Origin of the sequence: Streptomyces sp. NPDC005533 (assembly GCF_042871845.1) — a bacterium.
Classification (GTDB): domain Bacteria; phylum Actinomycetota; class Actinomycetes; order Streptomycetales; family Streptomycetaceae; genus Streptomyces.
Map to the genome: position 1 here is coordinate 54037 of NZ_JBIAJH010000007.1, position 19962 is coordinate 73998.

Consider the following 19962-nt stretch of genomic DNA (forward strand, 5'->3'; position numbering starts at 1 on the left):
CGCTCGTGGGGACCGAGAGCCGGGGGCGCGGGGGAGCGCGCCGCCTGCTTCGTACGGGCGGGGTGCCGGCCGGCGTTTCGGGGACGACGGCGGCGTCGTGGGTCGCGGTGGCGGGGGTGCCGGTGGCATCCCCCTTCGTGGCACCGGCAGGTCCGCCGATGCCGTGGCAGAGCATCGAGTCCGGCGTGCCCGGCCCGGTGAGCCGGCGCGGCCGAGCGGGCTGTCGCACCACGCACGCGTACGGCAGCAGGCGAGTTGAGGGCCGCGGGGGTGCTGTCGCAGTTCGGGGATGAGACCTGAGGGGGATTCGGGGCCCCCTTGGGGTGGAGGGCGCGATCCTCCTGTGAGGTGACGATCCGTCTACTGTCGCTGCATAGCCTCGGGTTCATGAACCGACGCAGTGCTGTCGCCTCAGCCGCCCTCTTCGCCCTCATCCTGCCGCTCCCGCTCGTCGGCGCGGGCACCGCCGTCGCGGCGGACTCGCCGTCCGCCGCCGCGCGGGCCGCCACCACGGTGGAACTGCCCCGCCCCACCGGCCCGTTCGCGACAGGCCGGGAAGACCTGCACCTCGTGGACCGCAGCCGGACCGATCCCTGGGCCGGATCGGGGCCGCGCGAGCTGATGGTCACCATGCGCTACCCGGCGCGGCGCGACACCGGCGGCTCCGCGCGCTACCTCACCGACGAGGAGGCCCGGCTGCTGCTGGTCGACCGCGGACTCGACCAGGTCATCCCCGTCGCGACCCTGACCGGCACGGTGAGCGCCTCCCGCACCCACGCCCGTCCCCTCTCCGGACGGTACCCGCTGGTCGTGCTCTCGCCGGGCTTCACCACCCACCGCGCCACCCTCACCGCGCTCGCCGAGGACCTGGCCTCCCGCGGCTACGTCGTCGCCTCGGTCGACCACGCCTACGAGAGCGTCGGCACCGCCTTCCCCGGCGGGCGCGTGCTGACCTGCCTGGCCTGCGACAAGACCGAGGCGGGTACACCCATGCGGACGGTCAGCGACACCCGGGGCCGCGACGTGTCCTTCCTGCTGGACCGCCTCACCGGACGCCGCCCCGCCTGGCGCCACGCCGACCTCATCGACCCCAGCCGCATCGCGATGGCGGGCCACTCCATCGGCGGCGCCTCCGCGGTCGCCGCGATGGCCGTCGACCCCCGGATCCGCGCCGGGGTGAACATGGACGGCGGACTCCACACCCCGGTCCCCGACACCGGGCTCGGCGAGCGCCCCTTCATGTTCCTCGGCGAGCAGAAGAGCGCCCCCGGCGGCATCACGTCGTGGGACCAGAACTGGCCCAAGCTCGACGGCTGGAAGCGCTGGATCACCTTCGCGGACTCGGGCCACTTCACCTTCACCGACTTCCCGGCGATCGGCGAGCAGCTCGGCCTCCCCGACCAGGGCGCCCCGCTGCCCGGAGCCCGCTCCGTCGAGCTGACCCGGCGCTACGTCGGCGCCTTCTTCGACCAGCACCTCAAGGGCATCCCGCGGCCCCTCCTCGACGGCCCGTCCCCCGATGCGCCGGAGGTCCGCTTCCACACCCCCTGAACCGCCGCTCAGACCACGGTCACCGGGTGCCGCACGACCGCGTCGAAGAGGTAGCCCTGCGTGTTGTGGACGGAGGTCTCCGGCTGCGTCCGCCCGCTCGCGTCGGTCGCCCGGGCCAGCAGTGACGTGGCACCCGTCGCCCGCGGGGTCCACGGCAGCGACCAGCGCACCCAGCCGCCCCGGCGCGGGGCGTCGTGCAGCCGGGCGCGCCGCCAGTGGCCGCCCCCGTCCGTGCTGACCTCGATGCGGGTGACGGGGGCCGCCGCCGACCAGGAACGGCCGGTCAGCAGCCGGGTCCGGTGCACGGGAACGACGGCCCCCAGCTCCAGCTCGAAGGCGCTCTTGATGGTCTGCCGGGTCAGCGGGGCGCTGCCCTGCGCCGGGTGCTCGGGCCCGAACAGCCGGTACATGTCGGTGTTCCACGGCGAGTACAGCGGCTCGTCGCTCACCTCGATGTCACCCACCCACTTGATCGAGGAGATCCCGACCCAGTCCGGTACGACCAGGCGCACCGGACCGCCGTGGTCGGGCGGCAGCGGCTGCCCGTTCATCTCGTACGCGAGCAGGACGTCGTCCAGCGCCTTCGCCACCGGCAGCGGGCGGCGCACCCGGCCCAGGTTCACCCCGTTCGCGACCACCTCGTCGTCCAGCCCCCTCGGCAGCACGTCGACGGCGCCGCGGGTGACCCCGGCCAGCCGCAGCACGTCCGACAGCCGCGCGCCGCGCCAGCGCGCGACCCCGATGGCGCCCAGGGTCCACGGGGTGCCGGTCACCGGCTGCCCCTGCTGCGTGGTGTAGAAGCTCCGGCCGTTGCCCGCGCACTCGATGAACAGGGTCCGCTCGACCGCCGGCAGGGCCCGCAGCCGCTCGTACGAGAACTCCACCGGGCCGCCCGACAGCCCGTCGCCCCACACCTTCAGCCGCCACCCGGCCGCGTCGACGCGCGGAGTGGAGGTGTGGTTGCGGACGAAGAACCGGTCGATCGGGGTGAGCGGGCCGGTGCCGCGCAGCGCCGCGAAGTTCGTCTCCGCGTTGGTGCCGCGGAGCGTGAACAGCTCGGGCGGCAGCGGTTTGACCGTGACGGGGCCGGCCGCCGCGGCGACGGGCGGGTTCGGCGCGCCCGCGGCCGGTGAGCCGGCGGCGGCCGAGCCCGCCGCCGCGGCCGGTGCGCCCGCCGCCAGGCCCAGCGATCCGGCGGCCGTCCCGACCGCGAACAGCTTCAGCAGGTCGCGGCGGTCCACTCCGGCGGAGCGGGCGCGGCCGTGTGCCCACTGCCGCAGGCGCGTGCGGTCGTACCGGCTCTCGTCCGACGTGTCGAAGGGCATGGCGGGCATCTCCTCGGTCGTGGTTCCCGACGGACCGTAGAGGTCCGGGGTGGGCCGCGGGAACCTTCCCGCGGCGATGGCCACGCACTCGAAACACTGCCGCAACGGCCGATTACCGCTGGTCGGCGGAATTTCGGCAGGATGTGGGGCATGACCGAGATCCGTACCCCCCGCCTCCTCCTCCGCCGCTGGACCGACGACGACCTCGTCCCCCTGTCGGAGATCAACGCCGACCCGGAGGTGATGCGCTGGATCGGTGACGGGTCCACCCGCGACCTGGACGAGACGGCCGAGGAGATCGAGCAGTGGGAGGAGGAGTGGGACGACGAGGGCTTCGGGCTCTTCGCCGTCGAGCTCCTCGGCTCCGGCGAGCTCATCGGCGCCGTCGGCCTCTCGGTGCTCGAGAACCTGCCGGACGCCCGGGCGGACGTGCAGATCAGCTGGCGGCTCGGCCGCCAGTACTGGGGCCAGGGCTACGCCTCCGAGGCCGCCCACGCCACCTTGGAGTTCGCGCTCCAGGACCGTGGCCTGGACCGGGTCGTCGCGGTCAACCGGATGAGCAACACCGATTCCGAGAACGTGATCCGCAAGCTGGGCATGGTCATGGAACGCGACACCACCGACCCCCGGTACGAGACCTCCGTGCGGATCCACGGCATCGACCTCACGGAGTACGAGGCCTGATCCCGCCGTCCCGCCATTCCGCATCAGCCGATCGGACGACCCCCGGGTCGGCCGGACCGCTCCCGGGCCCCGTCCACCGGGCGGACCGGCCGCGGGCGCCGGCGCGGCGAGGATGGACCGGGGGAGCGGAAGGGCGTACGCGGCCCTCCCCGCCCCGGAGCCGAGAGGGACACCATGAACGCGCACGACCGACTGCTCCTCGACGGCGCCCGCCGCGGCGACGCGGTGGCGGTGAGCGCCGCGCTCGCCGCGGGCGCCGCCGTGGAGGCGCGCGACGAGCAGCTGCGCACGCCGCTGCTGCTCGCCGCGCTCGGCGACCACCTGACCGCGGCCGGGGTACTGCTCGCCGCCGGAGCCGACCCGAACGCCCCGGACTCCCGGGAGGACAGCCCCTGGCTGGTCACCGGCGTCACCGGCAGCGTCCGGATGATGCGCCTGCTGCTGCCCGCCGGGCCCGACCTGAAGCAGCTCAACCGCTTCGGCGGGATCTCCCTCATCCCGGCCGCCGAGCGCGGGCACACCGCGTACGTACGGGCGGTCCTCGACGAGACGGACATCGACGTCGACCACGTCAACCGGCTCGGCTGGACCGCCCTGCTGGAGGCGGTGATCCTCGGCGACGGCGGGCCCCGCCACGAGGAGGTCGTCGCCCTCCTGCTCGCCGCCGGAGCCGCTCCCGACCTGGCCGACCACGACGGGGTGACCCCGTACGAGCACGCCGTGCGCCGGGGGTTCCTGGGCATGGCGCGGATCCTGCGCGCGGCCGGCGCGGCCGGGGCGGCCGGGGCCGGCGGGTCGCCCGGGAACCAGCCGGGGAGCGGTCGGTGAACCCCCGCGCACGGGGCAGCCGTACCGCCCTCGCGGCGCTCGCCGCGGCCCTGCTGCTCGCCGCCTGCACCCCACCGGCCGGGACCCCGGCGACGTCCACGACCGCCGCGACCGCCGCGACGCCGAGCCCGGCTCCGTCCGCGGCCTCCCCGCTGCCGGCCACCGCGCCGACCCCGCAAGGGCTGCTCCTGACCGCCGACTTCGGGGCCGACACCGTCACCTTCGTGGACCCGGAGCGCGGGGCGGTCGCCTCCGTCGCCGTGGGCCGCGCCCCGTACGGCCTGGCCGTCGGCGCGGACGGCCGCGCGTGGGTGGCCACCGCCGAGGGCCTCGCCGTCGTCGACACCCGCAGCCGCGCCCTCGCGGCCCGCGTCCCGTACCGCACCGGCACCGGCCCGGTCACCGACGGCGAGTACCGCGGCGGCGGCATGGGCGTCGCCCTCTCGCCCGACGGCACGCGCGCCTACGTCGGGGTCAACGTCCCCGGCACCACGGGCGTCCTGGAGGTCGTCGACACGGCGACGCGCCTGGTCACCGCCGTGGTACCGGTGGGCCGGCGCCCCTTCGACGTGGACGTGGCGGCCGACGGCGCCGAGGTCTATGTCACCGGCCACGACTCCTTCGACGTCACCGTCGTGGCGGCCGCGTCGCTGCGGTCCCGCCGGATCGAGGTCGCCCCGTACGGCACCGGGGGCGGGCTCGGCTCCTGGCTGAAGCCGCACTACGCGGCCGTCCGCCCGACCGACGGGAAACTGCTGCTCCCCTTCGAGGGCGAGCGGCTGGCCGTGGTCGACCCGCGGAGCGGCCGCACCACCGTCGAGCCGATGACCGCCGACACCCACCAGCACGGCGCCACCGTCACCGCCGACGGCCGGCTCCTCGTGGTCGGCACGGGAGCGGTCGAGCCAGGCGCGGGCAAGGGCCCGTCACTGACGGTCCGTTCCCCGGACGGCACCGAGCGCGTGTACCCGCTGGAGGGCCCGCACGAGGACGTGGCGGTGTCCCGGGACGGCCGGACCGCGTACGTCACGGGCGGCTACACCCGCGAGGGCCACTGGAACGGCATCACGGTCGTCGACCTCGAGTCGGGTGCCGCCCGCCGCCTCCCGGCGGGTGCCAGGCCGCTCGGCATCGCCGTCCTCTGAGCGGGCCCGCTCAGGCGGGCGTGGTCCCCGGGGCCCGGGCCGCGCCGCCCCGGCGGACCGAGGCGAGCGCCGCGGCGTGCAGGGCGGCCGGATCGCCGTGGTGGGGGAGGGGGCTGCCGGAGAGCGTGTACCACTCCTCGGCGCCCTCGTACTGGACGTCGAAGCGGACCATGTCCCCGGCCACGGCGGTGGTGCACAGGACGAGGGGGCCGGTGATGACGCCGACCTCGTCCGTCATGGCGCCGCCCGGCCCCGGAGTCACCCGGTCTTGCCACCGTCGGTGGTGTGCCCCGGTCATGAGGCGCAGCTGTCGATCATCGTGGTGAGCATCTTCTTCTCCGGTTCGGTGACGGTCAGCCCGTACGTGGACTTCACGGTGGTCCAGGCCCGTCCGTACTGGCACCAGCTCGACTTGTCCGGCGGCTGCCACAGGTCCGGGCTCTGGTCGCCCTTGGAACGGTTCGAGGCCGCCGTCACGGCGAGCAGTTGCGGGTTGGTCAGGTCGTTGGCGAACGCCTTGCGTTTGGCGGCGTCCCAGCCGGCCGCGCCGGAGCGCCAACCCTCGGCGAGCGGGACCATGTGGTCGATGTCCATCTTCGCGGCGTCGGTGACGGCCACCCCGTCGTACAGGCTCTTCCAGCTGCCGGACACGGCCCGGCACTCCGCGTCCCGCTTGACGCCCGAGCCGTCGCGCTCCAGAACCACCTCACGGGTGTCGCACTTGTCGCCCTGCTGCGCCCAGTGCGTGAACTTGTCCCGGCTGTAGCCGGCCATCGTGCCCACCGGCGCCACCTTCAGCGCCGCCAACCGGGTCCGGGCCTCGGCGGCGGTGACCATCCCCGGCAGCACGTCCCCGCCACCCGGCTTCGCGTCCGGCTTCGAGCCCGGACCCGCGTCCGGGGCCTGCGCGGTCCGGGTGACCGACGGCTTCGCGTCCCCGCCGCCGGGCGCGGCCGTACCGGAGCAACCGGCCGCCCCCGCCGCCAGCAGCACGGCCGCCAGGACCGCACCGGGTACACCTGTCTGACGTCCCATAACCCCACCCCAAGCCGGCCGCGCGTCGCAACTGTCTCCGGGAGCCTACCCAGAACCGGACATAAAACCGGATGCGCACCCTCCAGCGGGCGTTGTCAGTGCGGCTCGCTAGTCTCCCGGCATACCGCAGCTCAGGGGGGTCAGTTCCCCCCTGCCAGGGCTGCGCGGAACCGGACGCGACAGGCGGAGGGGCACGGGCTGATGGCATGGCTGGCGGCGGGCGAGGGGTACGAGATCGCCCTGGTGGAGGGACGGGTGGTGGCGAGGTCCGCCACCGGCCGGACCGCGGGACGGCAGTTGAAGACGCTGCCGAAGGCGCTGAAGGACCACCCCGAGGTGGACCGGCTGCGCCGACTCACCGAATGGCTCGACCGGCACGAGGACGCGTGCGTCGCACAGGTCGACGCCTGGATGGTGTCCTCGCTGCCCGTACCGACCGCGCTGCTCGCGCGGGTCTGGCCGGACGAGGCCTGGCAGCACGCCCTGCGCGACATGGCCGTCGTCGGCGACGACCCGGACGAGGTGGGCTTCCTGCGCGACGCCACCGCCTCCGGTGAGCTGAAGGTCGTCAACCTCGACGGCGAGACCGTACGGCTCTCCCCGCGCACGGTGACCCTGCCCCACCCGGTGCTGCTGCCGGACCTGGACGACGTACGGGAGTTCGCGGCCGAGCTGGGCATCGTGCAGCGGGTCGAGCAGATCCACCGGGCGACCTGGCAGAAGCCGGACGGGCTCACCGCCACCGCCACCGAGGTGCGCGACTACGCGGGCGGGGTCTTCCCCACCCGCTTCAGCCTCGCCGCGCGCGCCACCGCCCTCGGCTACCGCGTCTCCGGCGGCTACGCCACCTGCAAGGTCAGGGACGCGGGCGCCGGCGCGGAGGCCGCCGTGTGGATCGGCGAGCCCTATTACGAGGACGAGATGACCACGGGCGCCCTCAGCTGGCACGACGAGGACGGCCGGACCGTACCCCTGACCACCGTCGGACCCGTGGCCTGGTCCGAGGGCATGCGGATGGCCGCGGCGCTGTACGCCGGGCGCAAGATCGAGGAGGGCGGGGACGCGTGAGCACCAACCTGGGGGACACCGAGATGAACACGGCCGAACTGCTGCTCAAGGCGGGCGCCGTACTGCCCCACGACACCACGGGCGCAGGCCCCACCGCCGTCGAACTGACCGCCCGCTCCTACCGCCACCCCGGACTCGGCGACGACCGCGTCGTCGTCCGCCTCTCGCCCGCCGAACTCGGCCCGGCCGAGGACCTCGCCGCCGGCTTCCTGGGACTCGTACGCGACGAGGGCGAGCCCCCCGTCGTCGGCCTGAGCCGGCGCCAGGCGCTCGGCTTCCCCGAATGGGTCCTCGTGCACCACCCCGAGGACGGCCACCACGCCCTCGCCGTCGTCCCCGAACTGGACCGGATCGCCCGACAGGCCAAGACCAAGCCCAAGGCCGCCCTCGACGCCTGCCAGGAACTCGCCGACCGCCTGGCCGCCTCCGTCCCGCACTTCCTGCCCGTCTTCCACGAGCAGGCGGCCCGCGTCTTCCTCGCCGTCGAGAACACCACCTACGCCGCCCAGCTGTTCGGCCGCGCCCGCGCCGCCGAGGCCCAGTACGGCCTGCCCATCGACGAGGACCGCCTCGACTCCGTCTTCCTCGAATTCGCCCTGGCGGGCGCCCTGCCGGTGAAGGTGCTCACCGGCTACGGCAAGGCCCTGGCCGCTCGCGTCACCCCCACCGAAGCCCACGAGCGTTTCCGCCGGCTGTGCGTGCGCCGCACCGCGGGCGGCCTGCCGCCCTCCGCCCAGGCCGTCGTCGAGCTGCGCCGCCTCGCCCGCGCCGCGGGCCTGACCGGAACCGAGGCCGAGCAGGACTACCTCGCCGAACTGCTGCCCCTGCCCGCCACCCTGCGGGCCGCGGCCGGCTGGTGGAAGGCCCACCGCGCGGCCCTCGTCGCCCTCGCCCGGCGCCGCCCCGAGGTACGCGGCACGCTCCTCGGCCTGACGCCGCCCGGCGGCGACGAGCTCACCACCCTGTGGCTGGACATCCTCGAGGAGTCCGGCGCCACCGCCGGACTGACCGGTGCGCAACTGCCCGCCGAGCAGCGGTCCCCCGACGGCGCCGCCGGCTGGCTGGAACGCTTCCACGCCGCCCGCCACGGCGGCTGGGGCGTGCGCCCCGCCCTCCCCGTCCTCCTCGACGTCGTCGAGCGCTGCGCGGAGCAGCTGCGCACCGAACTCGCCCGGCCCGGACGGGAAACGGGCCTGCGCGTCGGGGTCGAGGACGCCGACCTCCTCGACCTACTGCTCACCCTGGACGTCCCGGTCGCCGACCCCGACCCCGACCCCGAGAACAAGCGGCACCGGCACGAGCAGCTGAACCTGTCCGGCTGGGCCGCCGCCGACCAGCGCCGCGACCTGCTCGCCCTCGGCGCCGACCAGCGCTTCCACCCCGCCTTCCGCCGGGCGCTGAACGCCCTCGGCGGCGGCGAAGGCCCCGACGTCGTCCGGCGCGTCGCCGAGTCGCCCGGCGGCCGCCCGCTGCTGACCGAGTGGGTGCGCGAAGTCGCCCGCTCCTCGATCGCCGCAGGCCTGCCCGGCGTCCCCGACGCCATCCAGCGCCTGACCTGGCTGCCCGCCGAAGCCCTCGCACTCGCCCCCGAGGACGTCGCCGCCGCGGCCTCCGCCGACCTCGCCGAAACCCTCGCCCGCACCCTGCGCGGCGGCCTCTTCGAGGAGCTGGCCTGGCCCTCCTGGGAGCGCGCCCTCGCCGAACTGAGCCCCGGCAGGAACCACCGGGGCCTGACGGTGACGGAAGCCTGGCCGTACCTGATCGTCGCCAACGAGACCGAGGTCCGCGTCATCGACGCCGACTCCACCGTCCTCACCCACGACCTGCGCGTCCCCGCCGGGTCCAACTACCGGCACGCCTTCCACTACGTCGACGGCGACCTGCTGGTCTTCTGGTCCGCCTGGAGCGCCAACGGCACGGAGGGCTACTGGCACTCCGACCCCCAGACCGTCTTCACCCTGGACACCGACCGCAACCACTGGTCGCTGCGCAGCGACCACATCTCCCTGCCGCTCCCCGGCGGCGGCCGCACCACCGGCGGCGGGGTCCTGCACCGCGGCGACACGAAGCTCCCCGACGAGCGGCCGCTGCTGTCCGACGGCACCTCGTACTGGGTGTGGCAGCGGCGCGACGAGAAGAACGAAGCCGGCTGGGTCGAGTACGACCCCGCCGGCGCGGCCTACGGCCGGACCTCCCTGCCCGCGTTCTTCGCCGACGCGCTGCGCACCCACCCGGAGAACGCCCGCCGCAACGGCCACTCCGACTGGCTGCGCCCGGCGCCCACCGTGGCCGGCTCCGTGCTCGGCGCCCCCGCCGACGGCCTGCTCGGCTGGCGCACCGTCCGCGTCCCCGGGCACGGCTGGGAGGGCACCGACACCGGCGGTCGCCGCGTCACCCTCCCCGAGGGCCGCGACAAGCCCCTCGCGGCGCTCGCCTTCCCCGGCGACGACCGGCCCCGCGCGCTGACGCAGCACTGGCAGGAACTGAGCATCAGCGACCCCGACGGGGTGGTCACCGCCCGCTCGCGCGGTGACCGACGCCGCTCCGACTTCGGCACCGGCAGCGTGGACCTCCCGCCGCTGTCGCACTGGTACGCCCTGCGCCCCCGCGACACCGAGGGCTCCGCCGCGCTGCGCGCCGCCGACCGGGAGACCGTCGCCGCACTGCTCAAGGCGGCGGCCGCCGCCGAGAAGGTCACCGACCTGCCCGCTCTGGTGAGCGCCGCCCTGCCGCAGGTCACCGCCCCCGAGCTGATCGGCGGCATCGTCGAGGTGCTGCGCTTCACCCTCACCCAGCAGAAGGCCCTCGACGAGGTCGCCGCCCGGCTCCACCCGGACGACACCCCCGCCGAGGAACGCGAACACGGCCCGAGCGACGGGCTCCTCGGCGACGCCCTGAGCGGACTCATCGGCTACGGCCACCGCCGCTGGGGCAGCGACGAGGACGGCGCCCACCACATCCTGAGCCAACTCCGTGCCGCCTGCGCGCGCACCGACGAGGCCGGGGTGCCCGGCAGGCTCCACTTCGACGTGCCCCCGCTGCCGCACTACACCTTCTCCTGGACTCCGCTGCTCGACGAGCCTGCCGCCCTCGCCTACCGCGCCACCAGCGTGGCGGCCACGGACGAACAGCGGGCCGCCCTCGTCAGCCTGCTCGGCCTGGTCGACGCCCTAGGCCTGGCCTCGGCGGAGGGATCCGCCGACCGCTGGCGCCGGGTCCTGATCCACCTCGACCGCCCCCACCTGACCGGACCCGACGGCCTGGCCCGCGACCTCTACCACCGCGGCCTGCTGCCGCTGGGCGGCGGAGCCTTCCTCGCCCTGACCGAGCACGGCGAATCCGTGTCCTACGGCCACGAGTTCGGCGCCCTGCTGCACGACCCCACCGGCCGCTTCACCGTCCCCGGCCCCTACACCGTGCGCGGCCACGCCCCCCTCGGCGACCGCGCACGCGGCGCCGGCTGGTCGGCCGCCTTCCTCGCCGCGCTCAGCGAGCACGGCCCGGCCCCCTTCCGCTCGGAAGCCGCGGAGGAGTTCTCCCGACTCACCGGAGTCTCCGGCGCCCTCGCCCGCCTGGTGATCGCCGGACTGCCGCACATCGACACCTACGAGCGCAACTTCCTGCCCACGGAGCTGCGCACCGCCCTCGGGGTCAAGGCCCCCGAGGCGGCCCACGCCCGCGACGAGCTCAAGAACCTCGACGTCGAGGTGCGCCGCGCCGTGGTCGCCGCCCTGCTGCCCGCCGACCCGGCGACGCTGTGGAGCGACGGGCCCGCCGTGGCCGCCGCCGCGGAGGTGTGGAACCGGCGCGTGGGCCGGCGTACCCCCGTGCCCGACTGGCTGGCCATCGAGCTCGCCCGCGCCGTCGGCCGGGGCTGGGCCGCGAGCCGGGCCCTGGGCGCCGTGCTCGACCCGGCGGCCTCGCGCGAACTCTCCGTCGACGTGGCCTGGACGGTGAAGGGCGACCACGTGGAGCCCCGCGAGCCGGCCACCACCCCGTTCACCGCGAGCGTCCTGACCGGCACGGTGGCCACGGCGGCCTGGCTGGCGCACCGACTGCCCGCGGGAGACCCCGTCCGAGCGGCCCTGCCGCCCGCCCTGACCGCCGTACGACAGCGGCTCGCCGGCCCCGAACTGCTCTTGGAGATCGGGCACTACACCAGCCTGCCCGACTTCCGGAAGGCGGCCGGCACACCGACCGAGACCGGCGAGGGCTACGAGCGCTACGGCGCGGTCGTCATGGCCACCCACGACGACCAGCCCAAGCCCGCGCTGCGCCCCGCTCTGCTGGACTCCACCGGCTCCGACCCGTTTCTGCCGGCGCTGCGGGGCGCCGACCAGCGGCCCTCCGCGGTCGAGACGGCGCTGCGCACCGTCCACGACCCGCGCTTCGCCGCGCTGCTCGCCGACCCGGGCGCCCCGGCAGCGGGCGCGGTGGATGCCGACGGCACCTGGTGGCCGCAGGACCCGAGCCGCTCCGTCCCCGAGCTCGTCGAGGAGGTGTCCGCCGCGTACGGACTGGGCGCCGACGCCGCCACCCTGTACCTCGCGCTGCTCGCCATGCCCGACCCCACCGACCGCAACACCGCGCGGTGGACGGGCTGGAAGCCGGCCCGCCTCAAGGCCGCCCGCGCCGAACTGGCCGCCACCGAGCTCGTGGTGTCGGCCGGCCGCACCCGCGCCGGGCGCTCGCTGTTCCTGCCGGGCGGATGGGCCGAGATGGCCTCCCCGACGCTGCCGGTGGAGCAGTGGAAGCTGCCGATGTACGGACTCGGCGTCGGCGAGCGGCCGCTGCTGGGCGTGCTGACCCCGGCCGAACCGGCGGCGGACCTCTACCGCCGGGCGTGGCAGCGGGTCCGGGAGGGCGACGTCCCGCGCTTCGAGGAGCTCAAGGTGAAGCGCACCCGCGGCCGCCGCCGCTGAACCACGGGCCCGCCCGGCCCACGCGGCGCGGGGGCCCCCCCCCCGGGGGGGCCCCCCCCCCCCCCCCCCCCCCCCCCCCCCCCCCCCCCCCGGCCCCCCCCCCCCCCCCCCCCCCCCCCCCCCCCGCCCCCCGCCCCCCCCCCCCCCCCCCCCCCCCCCCCCCCCCCCCCCCCCCCCCCCCCCCCCCCCCCCCCGTCGGGGTGCGCCGCGCCCGCCCGGCACGCGTACCGCGTCCGACCTCCCGTTCCCCTCCCCCGCCCCCTCCCCGCTTCCGCGCTTCCCCGCGTTCCCCTTCCCCCGTTCCCCTTCCGTCCCGGAGGACCCCGATGACCGTCACCGCACCATCCGTCCCCGCCGCCCGGCAGGTGCTGCCCGCCGAGGAGCGGTACGCCGCCGAACTCGACTTCCTCGCCGCCCAGGACCCCGGCCCCCGCCCGCCCGGCTGGGCCCTGACCCCGCGCGCCGTCGTCACCTTCGTCTGCGGCAGCGACGGCGCCGAACTGGCCCTGCCGAAGCGCCGCGCCGGGCTCCCCGCCAAGCTGGCCATCGCCCCCAAGTTCGTCGGCGAACGCGCCCTCGTGGAGCGCTGCGTCGTCACCCTCGCCGGAGAACGCGGCCTGCTCCTCACGGGCGAGCCCGGTACCGCCAAATCGATGCTGTCCGAGCTGCTGGCCGCCGCCGTCAGCGGCACCAGCGCCCTCACCGTCCAGGGCACGGCCGGTACGACCGAGGACGCCTTCCGCTACGGCTGGAACTACGCGCTGCTGCTCGCCCAGGGTCCGAGTTCCGGAGCCCTCGTCGACTCCCCCGTGCTCTCCGCCATGCGCACCGGACGGGTGGTCCGCGTCGAGGAGATCACCCGCTGCCTGCCCGAGGTGCAGGACGCCCTGGTGTCGATCCTGTCCGACCGACGGATCAGCGTGCCCGAACTGACCGCCACCGAGGACGCCGTGGTCTCCGCCGCCCCCGGCTTCACCGTCATCGCCACCGCCAACCTGCGGGACCGCGGCGTCTCCGAGATGTCCGCCGCCCTCAAGCGGCGCTTCAACTTCGAGACGGTCGCGCCGATCGCCGACGCGGACGCGGAGGCCACCCTGATCCGCCGGCAGGCGGTCGCCGCCGTCGAGCGGGCCGGCGCGGCCTTCGGCGTCGACGACGCCGTCCTCGACGCGCTCGTCACCGTCTTCCGCGACCTGCGCTCCGGGCGCTCCGCCGAGGGCTGGGACGTGGAGCGCCCCGGTACGGTCATGTCCACCGCCGAAGCCGTGCAGGTGGCGGCCTCGCTCGGGGTCGCGGCCGCGTACCTGCCGGGCGGGGACGTGCTGGACCTGCTGCCGGGGCACCTGCTGGGCGTGGTCCGCAAGGACGACCCGGCCGACCACGGCCGCCTCCTCGGCTACTGGGACGGCCCGGTGCGCCGCCGCGCCGAGGACGGCTCGGCGATGTGGCGCCGCCTCTGGGACCTGCGCGGGAGCCTGCGTTGACGCACACCGACCCGCACACCGACCCGCGCGCCGCGGTGGAGGCCCTCGCCGCGACCCGCGAGCCGTACCTCATCGGGGTGCGCCACCACAGCCCGGCGCTGGCCGCAGTGGTGCCCGAGCTGTTGGACGCCTCGGGCGCGGACGCGGTCTGCGTCGAGCTCCCGGCGGACTTCCAGCCCTGGCTGGAGCACCTGGCCGATCCGGAGACCGTCGCCCCGGTCGCCCTCGCGGGCACCGACGGCGAAGGACGCCTGGCGTTCTACCCGTTCGCCGACTTCTCCCCGGAACTGGCCGCCATTCGCTGGGCCCGCCGCACCGGCGCCACCGTCCTCTGCTGCGACCTCCCCCTCCCGTCCCCCGGCTGGACGGCCGAGTCCGCGCCGCCGGCCGGCCCTACGGGCCCGGACCCCGACCCCGACCCGGCGATCCAGGCGACGCCCGCCGGCCCGACCTCGGCGGGCCCCGACCCGGCGCGGCCCGCGGCGCCGGTCCCCGGTCGGCCCGACCCCGCGGGCGCGGCTCCGACCCCGGCGGAGCCGGGTTCCGAGCCCGACGCGCGGGCCCCGCGGGAGAGGTCCTTCGTGGACGCGCTCACCGCCGCCGGTACCGGCCGTGACGGTGACGACCTGTGGGACCGCGCCGTCGAGGTGCTCGCACCGGGCTGTACCGCCGAAGCCGTGCGCCGCGCCGCGCTCGGCGTCGGCTGGGCGCTGCGCGCCGACTCCACCCCACCGGCCAGGGACCTGGCCCGCGAGTCCCACATGCGCTCCGTCATCGCCGGCGCCACCGCCGCGGGCCACCGCGTGGCCGCCGTGATCGGCGCCTACCACGCGCCCGCCCTCCCGGGCACGGCCACGGCCGGGGCGGGCGCGGGCGCCGGAACCGGCCCCGCCGCTGCCGGCGACGCCCTGCAGGGTGTGGCAGCCGGGACCCGTCCTTCCGAAGCAGACCCGTCCCGTGCCGGCGTGGACGCGGGGGCCGCGCCGACCGCTGCCGACCGGGCCGCCCTCGGCGCGGGCGCCGGTACCGGCCCAGCCGGCCCAGCCGGTGCGGACGGTGCCCGCCGGGACGTGGCCGGCGGGACCGGACCCGTCGCCGTAGACCCGTCCCGTACGGGCGCGGGCGCCGGACCCGACGGGGCCCTTCCGGAGGCGCCCGCCCGGAAGTCCGGGGGCCCGGTGCCGGCGCCCCGGGCCGGGGCGTCCGGCGGGCCCGCCCCGAGCGCGGCGACGGAGCGGGCCGTCACCTCCTTCGTGCCGTACTCCTTCGATCTGCTCGACTCCCGTTCCGGGTACCCCGCCGGGATCCGCGATCCGCTCTGGCAGCAGGCCGTCCTGGAGGCCGGCGGGGACCCCGGGCGGGTCCGGGAGGCCGCCTCCGTCGCCGTCACCCGGCTCTGCCGGGAGCTGCGCCGGGCCGGGCACACCGCCGGCACCGGCGAAGCCGCCGAGACCCTGCGGCTCGCCTGCGACCTCGCCGTCCTGCGCGGGCTCCCCGCGCCCGGCCGCGGCGAGCTCCTCGAAGCCGTCACCACCGTGCTCGGCCAGGGCGAACCGCTCGGCCGGGGCCGGGCGCTGGCCCGCGCCCTCGAGGCCGTGCTCGTCGGCACCGCCCGCGGGCGGATCACCCCGCACGCCCCCCGATCCGGCCTCGGCCCCTCCGTCGAGGCCGAGCTGACGGAACTGCGCCTGCCCGGCCCCGACGAACCCGCCTCCCGCGAGGTCCGCCTCGAGCCGCTGCGCTCCGCTCTGGACGGCCGCCGCGAGGTCCTGCTGCAACGGCTCCTCGTGTGCGGCGCCTCCTACGGGGAGCCCCTCACCGTCGCCGCCACCGGTGACGGCACCGCCCTCGGCACCAAGTGGCGGCTGTCCTGGACGCCTTCCGTCCCGGCCCGCCTCGATCTCGCCGGCGTCCGCGGCGTCACCGCCGCCCAGGCGGCGGCCGGCACCCTGCGCGACACCGCCCGCCGGGCCGCCGCCGACGGCGGGCCGACCCCGGCGCAGATCCTCGCCGGGCTGGCCGCCGCCGCGCGCTGCGATCTGCCCGAACTGGTCGACGTACGCCTCCACGAGGCGGCCACCGCCCTGCCGCAGACGGCGACCCTGCCCGAACTCCTCGACGCCCTCGACCTCCTGGAGGCCCTGCACCGCGGCCACCTCCCCGGCACCTCGGACGGATCCCGCGCCACCGCCGCCGCCCTCACGGCGGACCTCCTCGAAGCGGCCGTACGGTCGCTGCCCGGCCTCGCCGGCAGCGACGACCCGGCCGACGCGGCCGCCCTCGTGGCCCTCGCCGACCGCGCCGCCGCCCACCACCTCGGCCTGCGCACCGACGAGGCCCTCGCCGGCCTGGCGGCTTCCGCGTCCCCGCTGATGCAGGGCGCCGCCCTGGCCGTACGGGTCCTGCTCGACCTCGACCCGGCCACCGGGCTCGGCGACCGCGCCGCCGGCTGGATCGACGCCGCGGGCACCGCCGACAGCCGGCGCGCCCTGACCCGGCGGCTCGCCGGACTCCTCACCGCCGCGGGCCCGCTGCTCGGATCCTCCCCGGCCGCCCTCACCCCGCTCCTCGCCCGCGTCGAGCGCCTCGGCGACCAGGACTTCCTGGACCGGCTCCCCGCCCTGCGCGGCGGCTTCGACGCCCTCTCACCCGCCGCCCGCGACCGGCTGCTCGACACCGTCACCGAGCGGCTCGGCGACCGCATCGACCTCGCGCTCGACGCGTCGCCCGCCCTGCTCGCCCTCTGGGCCGCCGCCGACGCCGCCGGGCTCGCCGCGCTCAAGGCCCTCCCGCTGCCCGCGGCACAAGCCCCCACCGCCGGGCCGGACGTTCCCGACGCCCCGGCCGTCGCGACCCCCGAGGCCAAGGAACACCGGCTCGCCCCCGCAGACCGCTGGCGGTTGCTGCTCGGCCGCGAGCGCGACCGCCTCCCCGCGGGTGCCCGCCGCTACGCCCACGCACTGGACGAGCTGTACGGCGCCGGGCGCGGCGAAGGCGCGTCCGACCTCGACCCCGGCCGGGGGAGCGGCGGGGGCGGCGGCCAGGAGGCCTCCTTCCCCACCGCCCGCGAGTGGTCGCAGGAGCTGGAGGCGCTGTTCGGCGCGGACGTCCGGGAGGAGGTGCTCGCCGGCGCCGCCGAGGCGGGCCGCACCGACGTGCTCGCCCAGCTCGACCCGGCGGCCGTACGGCCCTCCGTGGAACTGCTGAGCTCCGTACTGTCCCTGGCCGGCGGGCTCCCGGAAGCCCAACTGGCCCGGCTGCGCCCCCTCGTCCGACGGCTCGTCGACGAGCTCGCCAAGGAGCTGGCCACCCGCCTGCGCCCGGCGCTCTCCGGCCTCGCCACCCCGCGCCCCACCCGCCGCCCCGGCGGGAAACTCGACCTGGCCCGGACCCTGCGTGCCAACCTCGCGCACACCCGGCGACGGGCCGACGGCACGGTCGTCGTCGTACCGGAGCGGCCCGTCTTCAGCACCCGCGCGAACCGCGAGGCCGACTGGCGGCTGATCCTCGTCGTCGACGTCTCCGGCTCGATGGAGGCCTCCGTCATCTGGTCGGCCCTGACGGCGGCCGTGCTGGGCGGCGTACCGACCCTGTCCACCCACTTCCTCGCCTTCTCCACCCAGGTCGTGGACTTCACCGACCGCGTCGACGACCCGCTCTCGCTGCTGCTGGAGGTCCGCGTCGGCGGCGGTACGCACATCGCCGCCGGTCTCGCGCACGCCCGCACCCTGATCACCGTCCCGAGCCGCACCCTCGTCGTCGTGGTCAGCGACTTCGAGGAGGGCGCCCCGATCGGCGGGCTCCTCGGGGAGGTCCGCACGCTGGCCGCCTCCGGCGCCCACCTGATGGGCTGCGCCGCGCTCGACGACGCGGGCACGCCCCGCTACTCGGTCCCGGTCGCGCGGCAACTCGTCGCGGCCGGCATGCCCGTGGCAGCCCTCAGCCCCCTCGCCCTCGCCCGCTGGGTGGGCGACCGCCTCCGTGGAGAGTCCCGTTGAGCACCGAACTGCCGCCCGTCGCACCCGAGGTGCTCGCCGAAGCGGTCGAGAACCTCACCGCCCGCCTGCGCAAGAAACTGGACGCCGCCACCGAGGCCTGCGCGGCGGGCGCCGCCTCCGAAGCGGACGGCAGCGTCACCGTCCGCTTCGGCGAGGACGCCCTCGTCACCCTGCGCCCCGGCCCTTCCGGCACCGTCACCGAGGCCGGCCAGGCCACGTGCAGCTGCCTGTTGGCGCCCCGCTGCCTGCACCGGGCCGCCGCACTGGGCGCCGCGCCGCTCGCGGACGCGGCCCCGCCGCCACCGCCCGCGGCGCAGCCCGAGCCGGGGGCCCCGGCGGAGTCCGGGCCCGCCGAGCCCCCCGGCCCGGCGCCGGTCCTCACCGAGGCCCAGCGGGGCGCCGCGGCCGCGCTCTGGCACGCCGCCGCCGAAGCCCTCGCCGCCGGGGTCACCGCCGGCGGAGCCGTGGTACAGGCCGAGCTGTTGCGCGCCGCCCACACCGCCCGACTCGCCGGGCTGCCGCGCGCCGAGGCCGCCGCCCTGCGCGTCGTACGCGGCCTGCGCGCCGCCCGGGAACGCCGGGCCACGCAGCGGCTCGGCGCCCTCACCGGCGCCTTCCGCGAGCTCCTGCGCACCGCCGGCGTGCTGGCCTCCGGAGCGGCCGACCCCGCGCTGACCGGCACCGCCCGCCGCGCCTACGCCCCCGGCGGCAGCCTCCAAGTGCACGGCCTGTGCCGGGAACCGGTGCTCTCCGCCACCGGATACGGCGGAGTCGTCACCCACCTGCTGGCCCCCGACGGCGCCCGCTACTCGGTGTCCGACGTACGCCCCGGCGGCCTGGCCCGTGCGCGCGGCGCAGGATCCGCCTCCGTCGCCCTCGGCGGCGCGGTCCTCGACCACGCCGGTCTGGCCCGCGGCGGCCTGCGCATCGTCGGCGCGACGGTCTCGGCGGAGGGCCGGCTCGGCGCCGGACGCGACGTCAGGGCGACCCCGCTGCGCGGCACGCTCTGGACCGAGCAGCCCGCCGCGCCGCTCTTCGCCCGCCCGGCCGCCGAGGCCGTCGCCGAGCTGCTGGCCGATCCGGAGGGAGCCGAGTCCGCGCTCCTCGGCTGCGACGTCACCGTCGTCGGCGCGGCCGGCGAACACCTCCTCGTCCGCGAGGCACGCCCGGACGGGCCGCTGCTGCGGCTGCTGCCCGCGCACCCCCATCCCGAGCTGCCGCACACGGCGAACCTGCGCCGGATCGCCGGTTACCCCGGACTCCGGCTGCGCGTCCTGGGCCGCCCCGACCTGGACCGCGCCGCCACGCTGCGCCCCCTCGCCGTCGGCCCCGTGCCCGGCGCGCCCTACACCCTGCGGCTGCCCGAAGAGTGGCTGGGCCGCGCAGACCTCGGCTACGACCGCCTCCAGGGCGTCCACTTCCCGCCGCGGGCCGACGCCCCCGGGCCGCTCCCGGCGGCCGAGGGGCCGGACCCGCTGGCCGACTCCCCGCTGTGGCGGGTCCGCCGCCTCCTGGAGAGCGGGGTCGCGGGCGGTCGCCGGGCCGTCGCCGAAGCGGCCCGCGGTACGGCGCCCCCGGCCGCGTTCGCCCCGCTGCACCGGGCCGGGCTCACCGGGGCCGCGGAGCTGTCCGCCGCCCTCGCCGCCGAGGCCGACCGCCGCCCCCGCAACGCCTTCGGCCGCCTCACCGACCCCTCGCCCGACGGCTACGCCTGGGCCTGGCTGGCCGCGGCCACCCACCTCGCGGCGGCGGAACGCTCCCTGGTCGCCGCGTCCTGGACGGCTGTCACGGACGAAGCCGTTCCCACAGCGCGCTGAAGTAAAGGCGTCGGCGTCGTCCGTCCGGGTCGTGGCCCACGCGAGCTCCCCACCTACCTCAGCCGCGATGACGTCGTCCTCGCCCAGCTGCCGGGATGAGGTGCG

12 protein-coding genes are annotated in these 19962 nt (G+C 76.9%); 9 read left to right on the top strand and 3 right to left on the bottom strand.

Going from position 1 to position 19962, the window contains the following annotated elements:
- The first annotated feature begins 387 nt into the window (after positions 1-387).
- A complete protein-coding gene (locus ACFYP3_RS09205; protein ID WP_388829151.1) occupies positions 388-1551 on the top strand; it encodes an alpha/beta hydrolase family protein in 1164 nt (387 codons plus the stop codon).
- 8 nt (positions 1552-1559) lie between these two features.
- Here the strand turns inward: ACFYP3_RS09205 and ACFYP3_RS09210 are convergent, their stop codons facing one another.
- Positions 1560-2885 carry a sulfite oxidase gene (locus ACFYP3_RS09210; RefSeq protein ID WP_388829658.1) on the bottom strand — a complete coding sequence of 442 codons (1326 nt, stop codon included), beginning with the start codon at positions 2883-2885 and terminating at the stop codon, positions 1560-1562.
- Positions 2886-3026: 141 nt separating this feature from the next.
- Here ACFYP3_RS09210 and ACFYP3_RS09215 point away from each other — a divergent pair, with 141 nt between their 5' ends.
- The 3 genes from ACFYP3_RS09215 (at position 3027) to ACFYP3_RS09225 (ending at position 5533) form a co-directional block, all read left to right on the top strand.
- Complete coding sequence (locus ACFYP3_RS09215; RefSeq protein WP_388829154.1) at positions 3027-3560, top strand: GNAT family N-acetyltransferase; 534 nt, start codon at positions 3027-3029, stop codon at positions 3558-3560.
- Positions 3561-3734: 174 nt separating this feature from the next.
- On the top strand, positions 3735-4388 hold the full coding sequence (locus tag ACFYP3_RS09220) for an ankyrin repeat domain-containing protein (protein WP_388829157.1): 654 nt from the start codon (positions 3735-3737) through the stop codon (positions 4386-4388).
- Positions 4385-5533: a hypothetical protein gene (locus ACFYP3_RS09225; RefSeq protein ID WP_388829160.1), complete on the top strand. Its 1149-nt coding sequence runs from the start codon at positions 4385-4387 to the stop codon at positions 5531-5533. Before ACFYP3_RS09220 ends, ACFYP3_RS09225 begins: the two co-directional genes overlap by 4 nt.
- 10 nt (positions 5534-5543) lie before the next feature.
- Here ACFYP3_RS09225 and ACFYP3_RS09230 read toward each other — a convergent pair whose 3' ends face one another.
- Together ACFYP3_RS09230 and ACFYP3_RS09235 are read right to left on the bottom strand one after the other, a co-directional pair.
- On the bottom strand, positions 5544-5771 hold the full coding sequence (locus ACFYP3_RS09230) for a hypothetical protein (RefSeq protein WP_388829163.1): 228 nt from the start codon (positions 5769-5771) through the stop codon (positions 5544-5546).
- Positions 5772-5827: 56 nt separating this feature from the next.
- Positions 5828-6568, bottom strand: a complete 741-nt coding sequence (locus ACFYP3_RS09235) for an HNH endonuclease family protein (RefSeq protein WP_388829166.1) — start codon at positions 6566-6568, stop codon at positions 5828-5830.
- A 201-nt stretch (positions 6569-6769) separates the two neighbouring features.
- On the opposite strand from ACFYP3_RS09235, the gene ACFYP3_RS09240 reads away from it, so the two are divergent.
- The 5 genes from ACFYP3_RS09240 (at position 6770) to ACFYP3_RS09260 (ending at position 19857) form a co-directional block, all read left to right on the top strand.
- A complete protein-coding gene (locus ACFYP3_RS09240) occupies positions 6770-7636 on the top strand; it encodes a DUF4132 domain-containing protein (protein ID WP_388829169.1) in 867 nt (288 codons plus the stop codon).
- Positions 7637-7659: 23 nt separating this feature from the next.
- Positions 7660-12558 (top strand): DNA-binding protein, encoded by a 4899-nt coding sequence (locus ACFYP3_RS09245; RefSeq protein WP_388829660.1) that lies wholly within the window; start codon positions 7660-7662, stop codon positions 12556-12558.
- Between the two features lie 326 nt (positions 12559-12884).
- A complete protein-coding gene (locus ACFYP3_RS09250) occupies positions 12885-14042 on the top strand; it encodes an AAA family ATPase (RefSeq protein ID WP_362814119.1) in 1158 nt (385 codons plus the stop codon).
- On the top strand, positions 14039-18040 hold the full coding sequence (locus ACFYP3_RS09255) for a DUF5682 family protein (protein ID WP_388829172.1): 4002 nt from the start codon (positions 14039-14041) through the stop codon (positions 18038-18040). Before ACFYP3_RS09250 ends, ACFYP3_RS09255 begins: the two co-directional genes overlap by 4 nt.
- Positions 18037-19857 (top strand): hypothetical protein, encoded by a 1821-nt coding sequence (locus ACFYP3_RS09260; protein WP_388829175.1) that lies wholly within the window; start codon positions 18037-18039, stop codon positions 19855-19857. The genes ACFYP3_RS09255 and ACFYP3_RS09260 overlap by 4 nt, the downstream gene beginning before the upstream one ends.
- The last annotated feature ends 105 nt before the right edge of the window (positions 19858-19962 follow it).

Excerpts from the sequence above, each read along its gene's own strand:
- ACFYP3_RS09205 (WP_388829151.1), top strand. The coding sequence starts at position 388 with ATGAACCGACGCAGTGCTGTCGCCTCAGCCGCCCTCTTCGCCCTCATC.
- ACFYP3_RS09210 (WP_388829658.1), bottom strand. The coding sequence starts at position 2,885 with ATGCCCGCCATGCCCTTCGACACGTCGGACGAGAGCCGGTACGACCGC.
- ACFYP3_RS09215 (WP_388829154.1), top strand. The coding sequence starts at position 3,027 with ATGACCGAGATCCGTACCCCCCGCCTCCTCCTCCGCCGCTGGACCGAC.
- ACFYP3_RS09220 (WP_388829157.1), top strand. The coding sequence starts at position 3,735 with ATGAACGCGCACGACCGACTGCTCCTCGACGGCGCCCGCCGCGGCGAC.
- ACFYP3_RS09230 (WP_388829163.1), bottom strand. The coding sequence starts at position 5,771 with ATGACGGACGAGGTCGGCGTCATCACCGGCCCCCTCGTCCTGTGCACC.
- ACFYP3_RS09235 (WP_388829166.1), bottom strand. The coding sequence starts at position 6,568 with ATGGGACGTCAGACAGGTGTACCCGGTGCGGTCCTGGCGGCCGTGCTG.
- ACFYP3_RS09240 (WP_388829169.1), top strand. The coding sequence starts at position 6,770 with ATGGCATGGCTGGCGGCGGGCGAGGGGTACGAGATCGCCCTGGTGGAG.
- ACFYP3_RS09245 (WP_388829660.1), top strand. The coding sequence starts at position 7,660 with ATGAACACGGCCGAACTGCTGCTCAAGGCGGGCGCCGTACTGCCCCAC.
- ACFYP3_RS09250 (WP_362814119.1), top strand. The coding sequence starts at position 12,885 with ATGACCGTCACCGCACCATCCGTCCCCGCCGCCCGGCAGGTGCTGCCC.